Raw genomic sequence first — 17,395 nt, 5'->3', positions numbered from 1 at the left:
TGATGTACGAATGGGAGGGATGCCAAATTGACATCCAAGAAATCCGACGATGAGCCGATCATCCGGGAGCAGCCCATGACGTATCACGATTATGCCGCGTTGGACGACGACAACCGGTACGAGCTCGTGGACGGTGTGTTGGAATTGTTGACGGCTCCGGCCGTGCCGCATCAGGTCCTCAGCTTTCAGCTTCAGAGACGGATCGCCGATACGTGCGAGAATGAGTATCTGATCCTTCATTCCCCAATCGACGTCATTTTGTCGCCGACCGATGTGCGACAGCCGGATCTGGTGCTCATTCCCGAATACTGGATTGTCGATCCCGGAAACGGAACGCTGGAGCAATACGAACGTTTCGAAGGAATGTATGAGTTGACCGATATTTACGAGGGCGAGGAACGGGTTCGCTCGAACCGGATTCCGTACGTCTCTTTCACGATGGAGGAGATCATGGCTTCATTAAGAGATCTTCCGATTTGAGAGGAAAGGTTGGAGCTGATCCGATGAATCCGAGCAAAGTGCTGCTGGTCGACGGGATGGCGCTGCTGTTCCGGGCCTTCTATGCCACGTCGTATTCGGGCTACATCCGCAAAACGAAGGCGGGCCTGCCTACGAACGCGGTCTACGGTTTTATCCAATATTTTTTCGACGCGGTAGACACGTTCGAGCCGACCCATGTCGTCTGCTGCTGGGACATGGGCAGCACGACGTTCCGCACGGAACAGTTTGCCGATTACAAAGCGAACCGGGGGGAGCCGCCGCTCGAACTTATCCCCCAGTTCGACCTGGTGAAAGACGTCGTGGACGCCATGGGGATCCGGAACGTCGGTATCGCCGGATACGAAGCGGACGACTGCATGGGCACGCTGGCAAAGCGGTTCGGCGCGCACTCCGACGTGTATATCCTGACCGGGGACCACGATATGCTCCAATTGGTCGATGAGCGCGTGAAGGTCGTCATCATGAAGAAGGGGAAGCTGAACTATGCCGTGTACGATCCGGAATCGCTGCGGGCGGAACGTCAGCTGACCCCTGCGCAAATCATCGACCTCAAAGGCTTCATGGGCGACACGAGCGACAACTATCCGGGGGTCAAAGGGATCGGCGAGAAAACGGCGGTCAAGCTGCTGATCGACTACGGCTCGATAGAAGGAGTGCTGGAGAACCTGGACCAGCTGCCGAAAGGCGTGCGAAACAAGATCGAAGCGGGCTTGGACATGCTGCACCTGTCCCGCGACCTCGCGACGATCCGTCTGGACGCGCCGGTATCATGCGAGCTCGTGCAGTGCGGGTGGGGAATCAAGAAAGAAGAGGCCTCGCGGAAGTTCGAGGAACTGGAGTTCGGCGGCCTCGTGAAGCTGCTGGAGCGCCATCCCGAGGCCCCGCATGCGGACTCTTATGCCGTGTAAACGGTGGAAGTGACCGGCTATTTCCCGCCGATTACGCGAAGGAAGTACCGTTTCAAATCGACAACCCTAAGCGAATCCGGTTTGGCGTCCGTCCCGGCGACGATCAGCGGAATGAGCGATTCCGCTTCGCTGATCCCGCCGTGGCCGCCGCCTCCCGCATGGATCGGCGAGCTCCCGTAAGACAGCTCGTAACCCGGCTTCGCGGTGACGATCATATATTCGCCGTCATGCGAGTTCAGCGCGGCGGCTATTTTCCGCAGCGCGTCCGGGTACCGTCCGTACAGCAGCGTATGTTTTCGGTCGTCGATGGTCATGTCCAGAACCGAAGGATTTTTCGCGAGCGTCCAGGATTGGCGGTATGGATCCGTTATCGGACCGTTCGGCCGGTAGGTGAATTTCCCCGACGATCCTCCGCGCAGGACATGGATCCATCCTTTATCCTGCCAAGCGATCACGTCGAACCGGGGGTCGGCTTGCAGGGACCTCGCGATCGACGCGAGAGAGATCCTGGGCGCAAGCCGGTAGACATAGGCCATTCTGTCATTCGCCGCGACCGCGATTTCGGTGCTGTCCGAGGCGGCCTGCCCGGGCTTCAAGATCACGTAGCCTTTCAGGAACCCTCCCATGTCGACGGCCGCTCCCTCGCGGCGCCGGAGAACGGGTACCATCCCGTTATCCCCGCTGATGACGATCACCGCTTTCCGCAACGCTTCCTCCCGGGAACCGAACGCCTGCAGCAACGCTTCGAGCTGACGGTCGGTACGGACGACGCCCTCCAAATCCGCCGGACCCCGCTGATGAATCTTGAAGTCCAGATCGGGAAAGTAAACGTACAGAAAATCGGGAAGCTTGCGCTTTTGGATCAGATACTCCACGACTTCCAGGGCGTATTCGTTGTCCAATCCGAGCCGGTCGGTCAGCTTGTCGGGCAATGGCTTCTTGTCCGCCAGCGGGTTCGAGAACACGCCGAAGGCGAGGAAATCCGGACCTTTCACCTTGATCGTCGAGGGCAATGACGAGGGGACGCGGACCCACGCCGGCAAAGAGAGCAGGTGGTCGGAATTTCCCCTGTAGATCAGGCCGTTGACCGAACCGGAGGTCAGCCCTTTACGGGCCAAATCCTCGAAAAGGGTCGGCGCGCGCGGGCTGAGGTGGCTGCCGTTCAGTCGAATGAACGCGTCTTGCAGCATGCGGTCCGCGCCGTGCCTGGCGATTTCCAGCGGTCCGGTGCCGTAGTTGATCATCCGCTTCTCGGCGGCGGAATACCAGACCAATCCGGGAATGCGGTGTTCATCCGGATATTGGCCCGTGAGCATCGTGCTGTCGATGGATACGGACATCGTGGGAAACGAGGTGACCACGCTCGGGTAGTACTGACCGTGCTCGATCAGGTACCGGAACGCGGGGAGCTTGTTTTGCTTGATCCCCTCGTCGATCGCGTGGCCCATGAGGGAGTCGATGCAAATCAAGATCACTTTTTTGGACGCCTGCGTGCCGGGATCGGACCGGATCCGGAGCAGGTCCCGTTCTTTCGGCGTCCCTTCCGGTTTGGCGCATCCGAACAGGAGAGCCGCCAATAGGAGCGCTCCGGCAAACCAGGGAGTCGTTCGATATCGCAATGCTGCCGCCTGCCCTTCTCCACCGCCGTTTTTGAGAACGATTTTTTGCACCGAAGACCGAGTGATGCCCGTTAGAATAACGGCGAGAGCAGCCGGGCGAAAATTTCCTTCCGCTTCAAGGCTAGCGGCCGCTTCTCGAACTCCTGCAGCGCAATCTCCTCGCTTGCGCGAAGATCCCGATAAAACTGGTCCATCAGCCGTTCGACCACGGCACCGCCGAAAAACAACGCGCTGATTTCGAACTGGCCGGTAAAGCTCCGCATATCCATATTCGCGCTGCCCGAACACGCCACGTCATCGCTGATGATCACTTTGGCGTGAATAAACCCTTTTCGATAGAGATAAAAGCGGATGCCGACCTCAAGCAACTCCTGAACGAACGACAAGGAAGCCCAGTAAACCAGCTTCGTGTCCGGATTGGCGGGAATGACGATCCGAATGTCGACTCCCCGCATGGCGGCCGTCTTCAAAGCCAGCAAAATGCCGGAATCGGGCACGAAATAAGGGGTTTCCATGTAAAGGCGGTTTTTCGCGGATGCGATGAACGCGAACATGAGCTCCAGGATCGTTTCATCCGGGCCGCTTTTGACGATTTGCACGAATTCGTTCCCCGGATCGGGTTGGACGGGATAATATTCGGGATCCTTCAACAGCTCCCGTTTCACCCACATCCAATCTTCGGCGAAAGTATACTGGATCCATAACACGGCCTCTCCATGGATCCTGAAGTGGGTATCCCTCCAATCCCCCATGGCGGATTTCCCCAAATATTCGTCTCCGACGTTCAAGCCCCCGATAAAACCGACTTTCCCGTCCACGACCAATATTTTTCTGTGATTCCGGTAATTGATTTGCTTGTTCAGCAGCGTTCGAAGCAAGGGAGCAAAACACCCGATCTCGATGCCCGCCTCCCAGAACGGCTTCAAATAGCTCTTCCGCAGCCGGCAGCAGCCGATGCCGTCGTACAGGAGACGGACCTTGACGCCTTCTCTCGCCTTGCGGATCAACATATCCCGGAAATGCCGCCCAAGCGCGTCGTCCCGGAGAATGTAAAACTCGATGTGGATATGATGCTTGGCCGAGGAAATCGCTTCGAACATGGCGTCAAAGGCCGCGTTGCCCTCTTCGTATACCGCTACTTCATTCCCGGAGGTAACGGGCAGGCTCAGCGGGCTTTGCAGGACGGCATGCAAACCGTCGCCCCGGTGCAAAGACCGGCGGAGCGGATCGAAGCTCCCGCCGCGGCGGGATCTGTCCGCAAGCTGTTGCTTCAGCGGACCGAGCGGTCCCAGATCGCGCTTGCGCTGGGGAAGGAAACGGGAAAACTCCTGGGCGACGAATCCGTAAAACAGCAAGCCGACGAACGGAAAGAGGTACAAAATGACCAGCCAGGCGACCGCTTTATGCGGGCGGCAATACTCGCGGGCGAGCACGAAGGCCAGTTGGCCGATCATGGCCGAGAGGGTCAAGATGATCCACAGCAAGGGCATGCCGTCTCTCCTCCGTGGCTGCCATCGATGGCGCATGGTTATGGCTTACTTTCCCCCGCCCGGGGGCAAAACCGACATGGGAACTTTCGGCTGAATCGGATAAAAATCGACTCCCTTGCAAAGTCTAAACCTGGTTATAGGAACGGAAAAGGGAGTTGACACCATTGGGCGACGGCAAGCAGAAGCACGAAGCTCTGATCATCGGGCTGGACGTAGGATCGACCACCGTTAAAGCCACGGTCGTGGACCCGGTAAGCAGGCGCATCCTCTGGTCGGATTATCAGCGCCATCACACGAAACAAGCGGAGAAAGTGCTGGAGCTGCTGGTGGAAATCGGGGGCGCTTTCCCCGATGTCAGGCAAGAAGCGATCCGCGTCTTCGCGACCGGATCCGGGAGCGGTCCCATCGCTCCGCACATCGGGGCGAAATTCGTACAGGAAGTGAATGCCGTCACGATGGCGGTGGAGCATCTCCACCCCGATGTCGGGAGCGTGATCGAACTCGGGGGACAAGACGCGAAGATCATCATTTTCAAAGAGAACAAGGAGACGGGGGACAAGCAGGCGCTGACCTCCATGAACGACAAGTGCGCGTCGGGCACGGGCGCGACCATCGACAAGTGCATGATCAAAGTGGGCATGCCCATGGAAGAAGTTGGGAAGCTGCATTTCGATGACCGGAAGCTTCACCACGTGGCCGCCAAATGCGGCGTATTCGCGGAAACGGATATCGTCAACCTCGTCAAAAGCGGCATCCCGTCTCCCGAAATCATGTGCTCGCTCGCGGATGCGATCGTCATGCAGAACCTTTCCGTCCTTACGCGCGGAAACACGCTCCGGCATCGCGTCCTGCTGCTGGGCGGACCGAATACATACCTTCCCTTCCTGCAGGAATGTTGGCGGCTCAGGATCCCGCAGACTTGGCAGGACAGAGGATACGAATATCCGAAAGACGTACCCGTCGATGAGCTGATTTTCGTGCCCGACAATTCGCAATACTACGCGGCGTTCGGGGCCGTACTGTACGGCATGCACGAACCGGCCGAAGTCGGCTTGTATACCGGTCTCGAAGAGCTGAAGGCCTTCATCGCCCACGGCCGGAAAGCCAAGCTGGGCGAGAAAGCCGGTCCTCCTCTCGTCAGCGGCGGCGGGGAACTCGAAGCATTCCGGCAAGCGTATCGCATCCCGCGCTTCGTGCCGGCGACGTTCGCGCCCGGGCAGAAGATCAGGGCGGCCATCGGCCTCGACGGCGGATCGACTTCCTCCAAAGCCGTTCTGGTGGATGAAGAAGGCACGATCCTGCTCAAGGAGTACCAGCTTTCCAAAGGAAATCCGCTCGAAGACACCCGGGAAATGCTTTCGCGGATCCGGGAGAGGGTGAGCAGCCAGGGAGCAGAGCTTACGGTCATCGGGTTCGGGGCGACGGGTTACGCGGCCGACGTGCTGGAGAAGACGCTCAAGGCGGACGTCAACATCGTGGAAACGGTCGCCCACATGATGAGCGCCGTCCGCCAGTTCGGGGATATCGACGTCATTTGCGATATCGGCGGGCAGGACATCAAGGTGCTGTTTCTCAAAAACCGGGACATCCGGAATTTCAAGCTATCCAATCAATGCTCCGCCGGCAACGGGATGCTGCTGCAGGCGATGGCGGACCAATTCGGCATCCCCGTGCAGGAATACGCGGACTCCGCATTCAACGCGAGCCTGAGTCCCAAATTCTCCTACGGTTGCGCGGTGTTTCTGGACGCCGACCGCGTGAACTTCCAGAAGGAAGGCTATTCCAAAGAGGAATTGCTGGCCGGCCTCGCGATGGTGCTTCCGAAAAACGTGTGGCAGTACGTGGTGCAAATTCCGCGGATGTCCGAATTGGGGCGGAAGTTCGTGCTGCAGGGAGGAACGCAATACAATCTGGCGGCGGTCAAAGCGCAGGTCGACTATATCAAGCAGCGGGTGCCGGACGCGGAGGTTTACGTTCATCCGCACCCGGGGGAAGCGGGCGCGATCGGAGCGGCGATGGAAACGCTGCGGGTCGTCGGGAGGCGGGGGTATTCCACCTTCCTGGGGCTCGATGCCGCCATCAACCTCAGCTATACGTCCCGCAACGACGAGACCACCAAGTGCAATTTCTGTCCGAACCATTGCAGCCGGACGTTCATCGATTCCGTGACGCCGGACGGGCAGACGGCCAGGTACATCTCCGGTTTCAGCTGCGAGAAGGGGACGGTGGAGGACCAGGAGGCGGTCGTCAAGCTGACGCGCGAGCGTCAGGAATTGAAGAAGATATACCCGAACCTGGTGGATTACGAATCGCGGCGCATGTTCCAGCATTTCTACGACCCCGAGCCCCTGCCGGAGGAAGGCGCGCCGTTGCCGGATGCGGGGGGCAGACGCCGGCGGTTCGGTTTGGGCGGCTTCGGCAAGGCGTCGCCTCCTCGCTCTTTCCGCCGTTCGTCCCCCGAGGCCGCGGAGCGGCGCGGCCGAATCCGGATCGGCATTCCGCGGGTGCTGAACATTTGGTCCACGGCCCCTTTCTGGCGGACGTATTTCGAAACGCTCGGCGTCGGCCAGCGGAATATCGTCTTCAGCGACTACACGAGCGAGGAGATGTGGCAGGAAGGGGGGAAATACGGGTCCATCGATCCGTGTTACCCGTCCAAAGCGGCCCAGGCCCACGTACACAACCTGTTGTTCAAGCATCACGAGAAATCGCCGCTGAACTACGTGTTTTTCCCGTGCATCACCCACATCCCGACCCAGCTGAACAATGTGATGGACTCCGCCAGCTGTCCGATCGTCGCCGGGGCTCCGAACGTGATCAAGGCGGCTTTCACCAAAGAAGTGGACTTCTTCCAGAATCGGGGGATCGTTTATCTCGATCCGGCGGTCACGTTTACGGAACCGAATCTGATGAAACGGCAGCTGTTCGAGGCGTTTGAGGAATGGCTGGGGATCACCGAGGACGAGAGCGATTTTGCCGTGGACGAGGGGTGGAAGGCCCTGCATTCGTTCGAAGACGAAATGCAGGAGAAAGGCCGACTCATCCTGGAGCAGGTGGAACGGGAAAACCGGATCGCCATTCTGATGATCGGACGCCCCTACCACTCCGATCCCGGGCTCCATCACGGCGTGCTCGACGAATTCCAGGTGCTCGGGTATCCGATTCTATCGATGCGTTCGATCCCCAAGGACGAGACTTGGCTGCGGCGGTTTTTCCAAGACGACTTGCGGAGCGGAAGGGTGCAATACGCGCTCGAGGTCAGCGACGTATGGCCGGAGAACTTCAGCTCCAACAGCGTTCAGAAGGTATGGGCGGCCAAATTCGCGGCGCGCCATCCCAACGTGGCGGTGCTCGATCTGTCGAGCTTCAAGTGCGGCCACGACGCGCCGACGTACGGGCTCATCGATTCGATCGTCTCGGCCGCGGGCACGCCGTTCTCCGCCTTGCACGATATCGACGCCAATAAGCCCGGCGGCTCGATCAAGATCCGGGTGAAGACTTACGCGCACAGCCTGGGGCTGCATGAAGAGCGGCTGCAGGATCTGGCCCGGAAGAAAGCCGAGCTGCAGCAACGGCTGGAACAGAAGCGGGCAGAGCTTCTGGGCGGCCGGCCGGGCGGACAAGCCGGGGTCGTTTAAGCCCCAATACACCGAGAAGGAGAGAATGAACGATGCCCATCGTCAAAGACAAGGGAAAACCGGAAGAAGCCGCCTTGTCGGTCGAGGATAAACTGCTGCACTACCAGAAGGAACTGGAAAAGGAGCTGGGACTGGATCAAGCGGAGCGAAACCAGTGGTTCGACCCCGTTCCCCGCCAGTTTCTGGCCAAGGATAAAACCTCCACGACGATTCTGTTCGGGGGACTCACGATGGCTCACGACTACCTGGTGGAGGGGGCGCTGCAAGGGCTGGGGTACCGGGTGCAGCATCTGGACTGCCCGGACAACGAATCGCTGCGGTACGGCAAGGAGTTCGGAAACCGGGGACAATGCAATCCCACCTACTTTACTGTGGGCAATCTGATCAAGCACCTGCATTACCTCCGAGACGTCGAAGGGAAATCCAAGGAGGAAATCGTCCGCGGCTACCTGTTCATTACGAGCGGGTCTTGCGGTCCGTGCCGCTTCGGCACCTATGTCACCGAATACCGGAAGGCGCTGCGCGATGCCGGCTTCGACGGGTTCCGCGTGCTGTTGTTCCAGCAGACGGACGGCCTGAAGCAGGCGACCGGCGGAGAGTCGGCGCTGAAGCTGAACGCGTCGTTCTTCCTCAGCTTCCTGAAAGCCGTGCTGCTCGGGGATATCCTCAACGCGCTCGCTTACCGCATCCGCCCTTACGAAGTGACGGCCGGCGCTACGGATGCCGCGCTCGAGCGGTGCAAGCGGTATTTGCACGACGCTTTGAGCGCGCGCAAACGGCTAAGACCGATCTTGGCCCGCTGCCGCAACGAATTGCAAGCCGTTCAGGTGGACCGCACCCTTGTCAAACCGAAGGTGAGCGTGATCGGCGAGTTCTGGGCGATGACGACGGAAGGAGACGGCAATTACGAGCTGCAGAGGTTTCTCGAGAGCGAAGGGGCGGAGGTGGACGTGCAGTCGGTGACGGCCTGGATCCTTTTCCTGATCTGGTCCGGCCGCTACGACACGCGCAAGCGGATGAACCTGCGGGCAGCGGACGGAGGCAAGTACGGCCTGGAAGGCAAAAATCCGGCGAAACGTCTTCTGGCGCTGAGGCTGGCGGACCGCGTCCTCCGCGGCATGTTCCAGCGATACGCCAAGGCCATGGGACTGCACCATTATCACTTGCCGGATATGGAGGAAATCGCCAAAGTCGCCCATGAGCATTACAACAATCAGCTTCGCGGCGGCGAAGGCCACATGGAAGTCGGGAAGTTGATCCTCAACGTGGTGAAGCGGAAGGTGAACATGACCATTTCCGTCAAACCTTTCGGCTGCATGCCTTCTTCCGGCGTATCCGACGGAGTGCAGTCCTTGATTACCGAGAGATACCCCGACGCGATTTTCCTGCCGATCGAAACGACGGGAGACGGAGCGGTCAACGTGTACAGCCGGATCCAGATGATGCTGTTCAAGGCCAAGCAAGCCGCCCAGAAGGAGTTCGACGAAGCGCTCGCCAAACGCGGATTGACGGCTTCCGAACTTCACAGGTTCGCGGGACGCGCCAAAATCGCGAATCCGCTGCACGCGAGCCGGCACGTCGTCGCCTGCACCGCGGCCAATACCATTTACGGCTTAAGACGCCGTTTGCCCATCCCGGGACTATAGGAGGTTGATGCGCATGCCGACCAACGACAACCAAGAAATCCGTTCGCCCGAACCGCTCGAAATCGAGCAGCCCGATTTGCCGGAGTTCGAACAATCGACCGAACATCCGCAAGGGGACGATACCCGCGTTCAAGCGTAAGGCTGGCGTCAAGGACAGAGTCCTCAGCGGATGGAATCACGTCAAGCCGGTCCTTCCCATTCGGGACGGGCCGGCTTGCGAACGCTTCAAGGGAGAGTTCAAATCGGCGACGCAGTGAAGAACAGCTCGTGGTACAGCAGGCATTTTTTGAATTTTGTCAGGACCTCGCAATCATAGTTCCGATGACGGAAAAGCTTGACATAATCTTCCTCCGTGCGGACGAACTCCCCGTTGTCGTAATTTTGCATGAACCAGTTGTTCAGTTTGTTCTTCGGGCACAAGAAGGGTTCGATCGCCACGATGGTGCCCCGAGGCCTTAGCACCCTGCGGAATTCATCCAAATACCCCGCGATCGGTCCGTCCGGGATGTGATGAAGAACCGCCACGATGAAAATATGGTCGACGGCGCCGTCCGGGAGGGGGATCCGCTTGCCGTCGAAAACCTTGAAGGTATGCCGGGGGTACAACGTTTGCGCGAACCGGATTCTGCCCGCATCCGGATCGATGCCCACATACCGGTCCGGATCGCAAATGCCGCAATTCGCCCCCGTACCGCAGCCGAAATCGAGCACGGATTTGTTTTGCAAATCGACGCGGCTCGAAATGGGGTCGTGAATGAACTTCTTCGTAAACCAGCGCGGACGCACGATCCGGTGATACAGTCGCGGAGACAAGTGCATGCGGAACCTCCACCGCCATCTGTTCAAGTAACGAAGATAATATGGCTGATCGACGCTAACCGCATCCGCGGAAATTCGTGGAGGCCTGGACTGGACTCGACTGGAGGCACAAGGTTATCCGAAAAGGCCAAAGAAAAATGCTGACGAGCCGGTAAGGCCCATCAGCAAGTTCGCTCGTAAACGGGATATTCGTTTATACGTCGTTCTCGTCGATGGCTTCGTCATGCAGGTCGTGATCGCCGGGGTAGCCGCGTTCCAAACCGGCATGGAATTGTCGGTTTTCATACAGATAGGAATTCGGGGAACGCTGATCGTCCCGCCAGGGCGTGCTTTTGCCCAAGGTTTCGACCGGCAGCGAAGAGCCGTAAGGCCCTTCCGGGAATTCCTCGGCCGTCAGGTCGTTGCGCTGGGACTCCACCGTGGACAAGTCGATGTCGGGTTGTTTTTTCTCGGACCGGAACCAAGCCATCGGATAACCTCCCTGGGCGGGTGAATTTCCAATAGCATCTCCGGCCGGCTGCCGCTTTACTCCGGAGATCAGTCGGTAAATTGGACGGCGCCGAGCACGAGCACGAGGAATTGCGCCAGCTCCGAGGCTTGTTCCTCGTTGATGCGGAACGTATTTTCCAGCACGCCTTCTTCTTCCAGGTCGTCGGGTCCCAGAATGCCGCTGCGTCCGGTCTGCATGTCCGTCACCAGCTTCTTGCCGTAGAACCGGTTGGTCGTCAGAATGGCCAAATCGAACCGGTGGAGCTTCGGGGTGACGAACGTGACGAAGCGGGTCGTCGTCTGCTCGGTGCTGTCGGACAGAAAGTCGAAGTCTTTCATCTGCATGGGGTCTTAGTTCCTCCTGGTATCCGTTTCGTATGGATTCATTATACGCACGTCGTTCCTCTTGTCAAAGCTGCGCCTTTTTGCTAATCTGGAATCGTTCAGAAACTGTTGTGTTGAGGAAGCACCTCATCCGCCGATCCGCGCGGGAGGTGCTTTTTTTGTCGTCTGCGCGCGAGGCGGTAACGGCTGGACTCATTACGGGACCCGCAAGGCGGGACGAAGGAGGAAGCGTCGTGCAGATCGTATTTTTGAATCGGCTGGAGCGTCTGGAAGGCAAGGAGGAATTCCGGGGACAGGTGTTCATCGGGGAGCATCAGGGAACCTGGACGGCGGGTTGGCGATCGGGAGAAAGCGGGCCTGCGGCCGAGGACGAGGTCTGGTATGAAGGCGTCAGCTGGGAGGAGCTGTTAGCCGCATTCCGCCATGGCGCCGCCGTCAAGATGAAGGAAGGCTTCCGTCCCCTGATCGACGGGATGCTGGAGACCCCTGTCTGGGAGCGGGAGCCGTCGCAGCAATTGCTTGTGCAATGTTATGCAGAGCTGCAGCAGGAGAATCCCGAGCTGACGGCGGCCTTGCGCCAATGGAGGCGGGCGAGGGCTTCCGAGGAGAAGCGTTCCGCTTATCTGGTGGCGACGAACCGGGAGCTTCACATGCTCGCCGTTTATGTCCCGCGGACGCCGGCGGAGCTGGCCCAGATACCCGGCTTCGGCAAGCTGAAGACCGAGCGGTATGGCTCGGACTTGATCGGGCTTCTTCAGGGCGTTCCCCGGGAGCACGCTTTCCCTCTCGATTGGGTCGCCCAGGCCGTGGACGCGGACCAGTTCGCCCAGTGGATGTTCCGCGTCAAGGAAGAGAAATATGGGCGCGCGCTATCGTCCGTTCGGGATAAGCGCTCGCTTCTCTCGGCCATTCGGGAAGGCAAGACGCTCGCGGAAATGGAGAGCGAGCTTCAATGCGAGCGGAGGAAGCTCGTAGAGCGGATCGAGAAGCTGGACGAGGAAGGATACGACGTGCTGCCGGTCGTCGATCTGGAGCTTTCCGCGGTGCCGACCGAGGAATGGACGCAGGCTTCAGAAGCGATGGTGCAGCTGGGCGACCGCTATCTGAAGCCGCTGCTCCGCAAAGTGTACGGCGAAGGGGAAGCCGCGCAGCAGGAAGTCGAGCGGCAATACGAGAAGCTGCGCATGATGAGGATCCGGTTCCGCCGCGAGCGCCAGACGGCGATCTGAGGTTCTTGCGACGCCGATAGCAGAGGCTGCTCCATACGGTCCCCCGATGGAGCAGCTTCTTGCGTGTACAAGAAAAACCCAGACCGCTGTAACCCGGAAAAACCCGGCTGCAGTACCTCAAACCGCCCGCCAGACCTCTGTAACCCGGGAAAACCCGGCTGGAGAACCTCAAACCTCTAGCTAGAGCGCTGTAACCCGGAAAAACCCGGCTGCAGCACCTCAAACCACCCGTAAGACCGCTGTAGCCCGGAAAAACCCGGCTGCAGCACCTCAAACCGCCCGTAAGACCGCTGTAACCCGGAAAAACCCGGCTGGAGCATCTCAAACCGCCCGTAAGACCGCTGTAACCCGGAAAAACCCTGCTGCAGCACCTTAAACCACACCTTCTATGAGGACATTGCTCAGGATCGTTTCGGTTTGTTTGAACAGAAGAGTGGCTTGTCGGAAGCTGGGGGGGCGGATATGCGGAACCATGGGCGGAATAGTGTCTGTGGGACGCTATTTTGCGGTTTTCCGGAACCATGGGAGGAATAGTGTCTGTGGGGCGCTATTTTGGCGGTTTTCCGGAACCATGGGCGGAATAGTGTCTGTGGGACGCTATTTTGGCGGTTTTCCAGAATCATGGGAGGAATAGTGTCTGTGGGACGCTATTTTGGCGGTTTTCCGGAACCATGGGAGGAATAGTGTCTGTGGGACGCTATTTTGGCGGTTTTCCAGAATCATGGGCGGAATAGTGTCTGTGGGATGCTATTTTGGCGGATATGCGGAACCATGGGCGGAATAGTGTCTTTGCGACGCTATTTTGGCGGATATGCGGAACCATGGGCGGAATAGTGTCTGTGAGGCATGATTTTGGCGGTTTTCTCGGATAGGGCGGAACCGCGACAAAAGAAAAGAGCAGCCGGCAGCAGCCGGTTGCCCGTAGGAACAAAAGAATCGATCAAAGCCAATCCTTCTTGCGGAAGAAGTAAAACATGCCGAACCCGAGGGCGGCCATGATGAGCAGCAGCACGACGGAGCCGTAATGGTAGTGCATGCCCGGGATAAAATCGAAGTTCATCCCGTAGACTCCGGTAATGAACGTCAAGGGCATGAAAATCGTCGTCAGCGCGGTGAACACCCGCATGATTTCGTTGGCGCGGTTCGCTAGGCTGGACTGGTACGCTTCGCGCAAGTTGCCCATCAAGTCGCGGTACGTCTCGAAAGTTTCGTAAATTTTGACCGCGTTCTCGTGAATGTCGCCGAAATATTTCTGCAGCTGGTCGTCGATCAGCCTTAGTTCTTTCTTGTTCAAGGTGGCGATGACGTCGCGCTGAGGGCCAAGAACTTTCTTCAGCCACAGGATTTCGCTTCGGAGTCCGATGATCTCGGTCAGATGGTCTTTCTTCGTGTGCATGAGGATGTCCTCTTCGAGCCCTTCGATCCGGTATTCGATGCGGTCGCCGACGACGAAATAATTATCGACCACCAAATCGACGAGATGATAGAGGAACCGGTCGGCCCGGTTCACTTCCTGCTCGAGCAGGATCGGTTTGATGCTGCGCAGTTCGTTGATTTTCGTCCGTGTAACCGTGATGAGATAATGGCGTCCGAGAAAAATGTTCAAGGCCCGCAGGAAAATTTCCTCATCGTCGAACCGGATGCTGTTGATCACGAGAAAGTATTGGTTTTCGTAAATTTCGAGCTTGGGACGCTGCTCTTCCTCGGACAGGCAGTCTTCGACGGCCAGGTCGTGAAGGCCGAACATCGGCTGCAGGACGGACAGGTCGTCAACGTCGGCGTCGATCCAATAGAACCCCTCGGCGGGGGCCGTCAGCGCGACTTGGATATCTTCGATCGGCGTAAAAACGCCTTGTTCAACCAAACGGATTTTCATGGAAACCTCCTCCTGGCGCGAACCCGATGCGGCTTGACCGCAGAGGTCCTTCTTCGCGTATTGATGCAGGACGGTTTCCGTCGCGAAGAACAGGGAGCGGCCCTATCCGGCGAAGCCGGAACAGGGAGAGATCCCCCGATCGGATTTCCGTCCTGCGCGGTCGATCATCTGCCAGTGCGCTGGCCTCGGATGATCTCCTTCCATGTTCGGCTCCCCCCTGTCGTATCGCGGATTTCCGGCGCATTGCGCTCGGTGGACGTGATAAGTATAAGCCCGGATAGACGGGTTTATCAAGGGCGAATTTCGGGGTTCGCAGCTTCGGAATCGGATGGCGCATGAAGGGCTCTCCAGATCCCTATCCGGCGTGACGGACCGGGGAACCTGCACTTGACGCTTCTGGGGTTTTCGGTTACATTATTGTCAAACGACAACCGAATGAGTTGGCCATCTTATCAAGAGCAGGCGGAGGGACTAGCCCGATGAAGCCCGGCAACCGGCGTCGCAACATGGACGCACGGTGCTAATTCTTGCGGAGGCGCGCAAGCGTTTCTGACAGATGAGAAGGGCGCGCTGAATCGACTTTCAACGACCCTGTCTCATCGGGGTCGTTTTCATGTTTTTCTATTCGACTTCAAGGAGGAATGCGGGATGCCGATCAAAGTACCCGACAACTTGCCCGCCAAAGAGGTGCTCGCAGGGGAAAACATCTTCGTCATGGACGAAAGCAAAGCATACCATCAAGATATTCGGCCGCTCCGCATCGCGATCCTCAACCTCATGCCGACGAAGGAAACGACCGAGACGCAGCTGCTCCGGCTGATCGGCAATACGCCGCTGCAGGTCGAGGCCGTCCTGCTCCACCCGAAGACGCACGTTTCGAAAAACACTTCGGCGGAGCACCTGGAAACGTTTTACAAAACCTTCGACGAAATCGAGGACGAGCAATATGACGGGATGATTATCACCGGCGCTCCCGTGGAGCAGATGCCGTTCGAGGAAGTGACCTACTGGAACGAACTTCAGGCCATTATGGACTGGACCGTCGATAACGTCACGTCCACCCTGCACATTTGCTGGGCGGCCCAGGCGGGGCTGTACCACCATTTCGGAATCCCCAAGTATCCGCTTCAAGAGAAAATTTTCGGCGTGTTCCCGCACTTCGTGACGAAGCCGAACACGAAGCTGACGCGCGGTTTCGACGAAATGTTCTACGTGCCCCAGTCGAGACACACGGAGGTTCGGAGGGAGGACGTCGAGCGGGCGGACGGCTTGGACATCCTATCGGAATCGGAAGAAACGGGCGTTTACATCGCGGCGTCTCACGACGGCAAGCAAATTTTCGTCACGGGCCACTCCGAGTACGATCCGCAAACGCTGAAGTGGGAATACGACCGCGACAAGGCCAAAGGACTCCGAATAGACGTGCCCAAAAACTATTTCCCGAACAACGACCCGTCCCGCGCCCCCGTGTCCACCTGGCGGGCGCACGCGAACCTTCTGTTCTCCAACTGGCTCAATTATTATGTGTACCAGGAGACCCCGTTCGAGCTTGGCAAAGCGCAGAAACACGCGCATCGACCTTAGCGCAAGAGGAGAGAGTTTGAGCAGGGAGAGTTTGCTCTTGCAAACTCCCGATTAGACGTCAAACTCCCGATTAGAGGAGGCCTATTCCACCCATGAATATTGAAAGTCGATTGGCTCAAATCGGTTCGCTGGAAGATCCGGCGACGGGAGGCGTCAGCTTCCCGGTTTATCACGCGACGGCGTTCCGGCATCCTCGGCTCGGCCAGAGCACGGGTTTCGACTACGCAAGGACCAAAAGCCCCACCCGGTCGGTTCTCGAAGCGGCGGCCGCCGACCTGGAAAGCGGTGACGCCGGCTTCGCCTGCAGCTCGGGCATGGCGGCCTTGCAGACGATCTTCGCGTTGTTCAAGCAAGGCGATCATTTGCTCGTCTCCCTCGACCTCTATGGCGGCACGTACCGCCTGCTGGAGAAAATCATGAGCCGTTACGGCGTGACGGCGTCCTACGTGGACACGAACGACCTGGATGCGCTCGAGTCGAACAGCCGTCCGGGGACGAAAGCCGTCCTGATCGAGACGCCGACCAATCCGCTCATGATGATCACCGACGTGGCCAAAGTATCCGCTTGGGCCAAGCGTAAAGGCTATCTCGTCATCGTGGACAACACGCTGCTTACACCGTTCTTCTTCCGGCCGATCGAGCATGGCGCGGATATCGTCATCCATAGCGCCACCAAATATTTGGGCGGCCACAACGACGTGCTTGCGGGCCTCATCGTGACCAAAGGCGAAGAGCTGTCCAAGGAGATGGCGTTCCTGCACAACTCCATCGGGGCGGTGCTCGGACCGCAGGATTCGTGGCTGCTCATGCGCGGCATGAAGACGCTGGCTCTGCGGATGGAACGGCATCAGGAAAATTCGGTCCGGATCGCATCCTGGCTGGGGCGGCACGAGGCGGTCGAAGAGGTCTACCATCCCGCGCTGCCCCACCATCCGGGACACGACATCCAGCAGCGGCAAGCTTCCGGAAATACGGGCATTTTTTCCTTTAAAATGAAAGACGCCCGAACGATCGAGCCGATTCTCCGCCATGTGCGGCTAATTGCGTTCGCCGAAAGCCTCGGCGGCGTCGAGTCGCTCATGACGTATCCGGCCGTGCAGACGCATGCGGACATTCCCGAAGAAATCCGCCGAGCCGTGGGCGTGGATGACCGGCTGCTGCGGTTCTCGGTCGGCATCGAGCATATCGACGATCTGATCGCGGACCTCGGCCAGGCGATCGATGCCGCGTTGAAGGAAATCGGAGGATAAG

14 protein-coding genes and 1 riboswitch are annotated in these 17,395 nt (G+C 58.5%); of the genes, 8 read left to right on the top strand and 6 right to left on the bottom strand.

The features are described 5' to 3' along the window. Positions 1-27: 27 nt before the first annotated feature. Entirely contained in the window at positions 28-480 is a 453-nt protein-coding gene (locus GE107_RS12870; RefSeq protein WP_255570443.1) for a Uma2 family endonuclease, read from the top strand. A 23-nt stretch (positions 481-503) separates the two neighbouring features. Further along, a complete protein-coding gene (locus GE107_RS12865; protein WP_219640382.1) occupies positions 504-1,409 on the top strand; it encodes a 5'-3' exonuclease in 906 nt (301 codons plus the stop codon). Positions 1,410-1,426: 17 nt separating this feature from the next. On the opposite strand, the gene GE107_RS12860 is transcribed toward GE107_RS12865, so the two are convergent. Continuing rightward, complete coding sequence (locus GE107_RS12860) at positions 1,427-3,028, bottom strand: alkaline phosphatase family protein (protein WP_219640381.1); 1,602 nt, start codon at positions 3,026-3,028, stop codon at positions 1,427-1,429. 71 nt (positions 3,029-3,099) lie between these two features. Further along, positions 3,100-4,518, bottom strand: a complete 1,419-nt coding sequence (cls, locus tag GE107_RS12855) for a cardiolipin synthase (RefSeq protein WP_219640380.1) — start codon at positions 4,516-4,518, stop codon at positions 3,100-3,102. Positions 4,519-4,682: 164 nt separating this feature from the next. Here cls and GE107_RS12850 point away from each other — a divergent pair, with 164 nt between their 5' ends. The 3 genes from GE107_RS12850 to GE107_RS26570 are packed head-to-tail and all read left to right on the top strand — an operon-like array spanning position 4,683 to position 9,941. Next, positions 4,683-8,156: a BadF/BadG/BcrA/BcrD ATPase family protein gene (locus GE107_RS12850; RefSeq protein ID WP_219640379.1), complete on the top strand. Its 3,474-nt coding sequence runs from the start codon at positions 4,683-4,685 to the stop codon at positions 8,154-8,156. A 32-nt stretch (positions 8,157-8,188) separates the two neighbouring features. Next, on the top strand, positions 8,189-9,802 hold the full coding sequence (locus GE107_RS12845; protein WP_219640378.1) for a 2-hydroxyglutaryl-CoA dehydratase: 1,614 nt from the start codon (positions 8,189-8,191) through the stop codon (positions 9,800-9,802). 13 nt (positions 9,803-9,815) lie between these two features. Beyond that, positions 9,816-9,941, top strand: a complete 126-nt coding sequence (locus tag GE107_RS26570; protein WP_255570442.1) for a hypothetical protein — start codon at positions 9,816-9,818, stop codon at positions 9,939-9,941. A 98-nt stretch (positions 9,942-10,039) separates the two neighbouring features. Here the strand turns inward: GE107_RS26570 and GE107_RS12840 are convergent, their stop codons facing one another. The 3 genes from GE107_RS12840 to GE107_RS12830 form a co-directional block, all read right to left on the bottom strand. Continuing rightward, the gene (locus tag GE107_RS12840) at positions 10,040-10,621 is read right to left on the bottom strand and encodes a class I SAM-dependent methyltransferase (protein WP_219640377.1); all 582 of its coding nucleotides are present in this window, start codon (positions 10,619-10,621) and stop codon (positions 10,040-10,042) included. Positions 10,622-10,814: 193 nt separating this feature from the next. Further along, a complete protein-coding gene (locus GE107_RS12835; RefSeq protein ID WP_219640376.1) occupies positions 10,815-11,090 on the bottom strand; it encodes a hypothetical protein in 276 nt (91 codons plus the stop codon). 68 nt (positions 11,091-11,158) lie between these two features. Further along, positions 11,159-11,455, bottom strand: a complete 297-nt coding sequence (locus GE107_RS12830) for a DUF3055 domain-containing protein (protein WP_219640375.1) — start codon at positions 11,453-11,455, stop codon at positions 11,159-11,161. A gap of 158 nt (positions 11,456-11,613) precedes the next feature. Here GE107_RS12830 and GE107_RS12825 point away from each other — a divergent pair, with 158 nt between their 5' ends. After that, complete coding sequence (locus GE107_RS12825) at positions 11,614-12,684, top strand: HRDC domain-containing protein (protein ID WP_219640374.1); 1,071 nt, start codon at positions 11,614-11,616, stop codon at positions 12,682-12,684. Between the two features lie 940 nt (positions 12,685-13,624). On the opposite strand, the gene corA is transcribed toward GE107_RS12825, so the two are convergent. Next, a complete protein-coding gene (gene corA, locus GE107_RS12820) occupies positions 13,625-14,560 on the bottom strand; it encodes a magnesium/cobalt transporter CorA (RefSeq protein WP_219640373.1) in 936 nt (311 codons plus the stop codon). Positions 14,561-15,006: 446 nt separating this feature from the next. Next, positions 15,007-15,123: riboswitch (SAM riboswitch) on the top strand. Between the two features lie 85 nt (positions 15,124-15,208). Here corA and metA point away from each other — a divergent pair. Both metA and GE107_RS12810 read left to right on the top strand, forming a co-directional pair. Beyond that, positions 15,209-16,144, top strand: coding sequence for a homoserine O-acetyltransferase MetA (gene metA / locus GE107_RS12815; RefSeq protein ID WP_219640372.1), 936 nt, complete (start codon positions 15,209-15,211; stop codon positions 16,142-16,144). Positions 16,145-16,236: 92 nt separating this feature from the next. Then, positions 16,237-17,394, top strand: a complete 1,158-nt coding sequence (locus GE107_RS12810) for a PLP-dependent transferase (protein ID WP_219640371.1) — start codon at positions 16,237-16,239, stop codon at positions 17,392-17,394. Position 17,395 lies beyond the last annotated feature (1 nt).

This window comes from Cohnella sp. CFH 77786, assembly GCF_019400745.1.
Taxonomy (GTDB): Bacteria; Bacillota; Bacilli; order Paenibacillales; family Paenibacillaceae; genus Cohnella.
The sequence above is the reverse complement of the archived record's forward strand: the minus strand, read 5'-3'. Positions and strand labels throughout refer to the sequence as shown.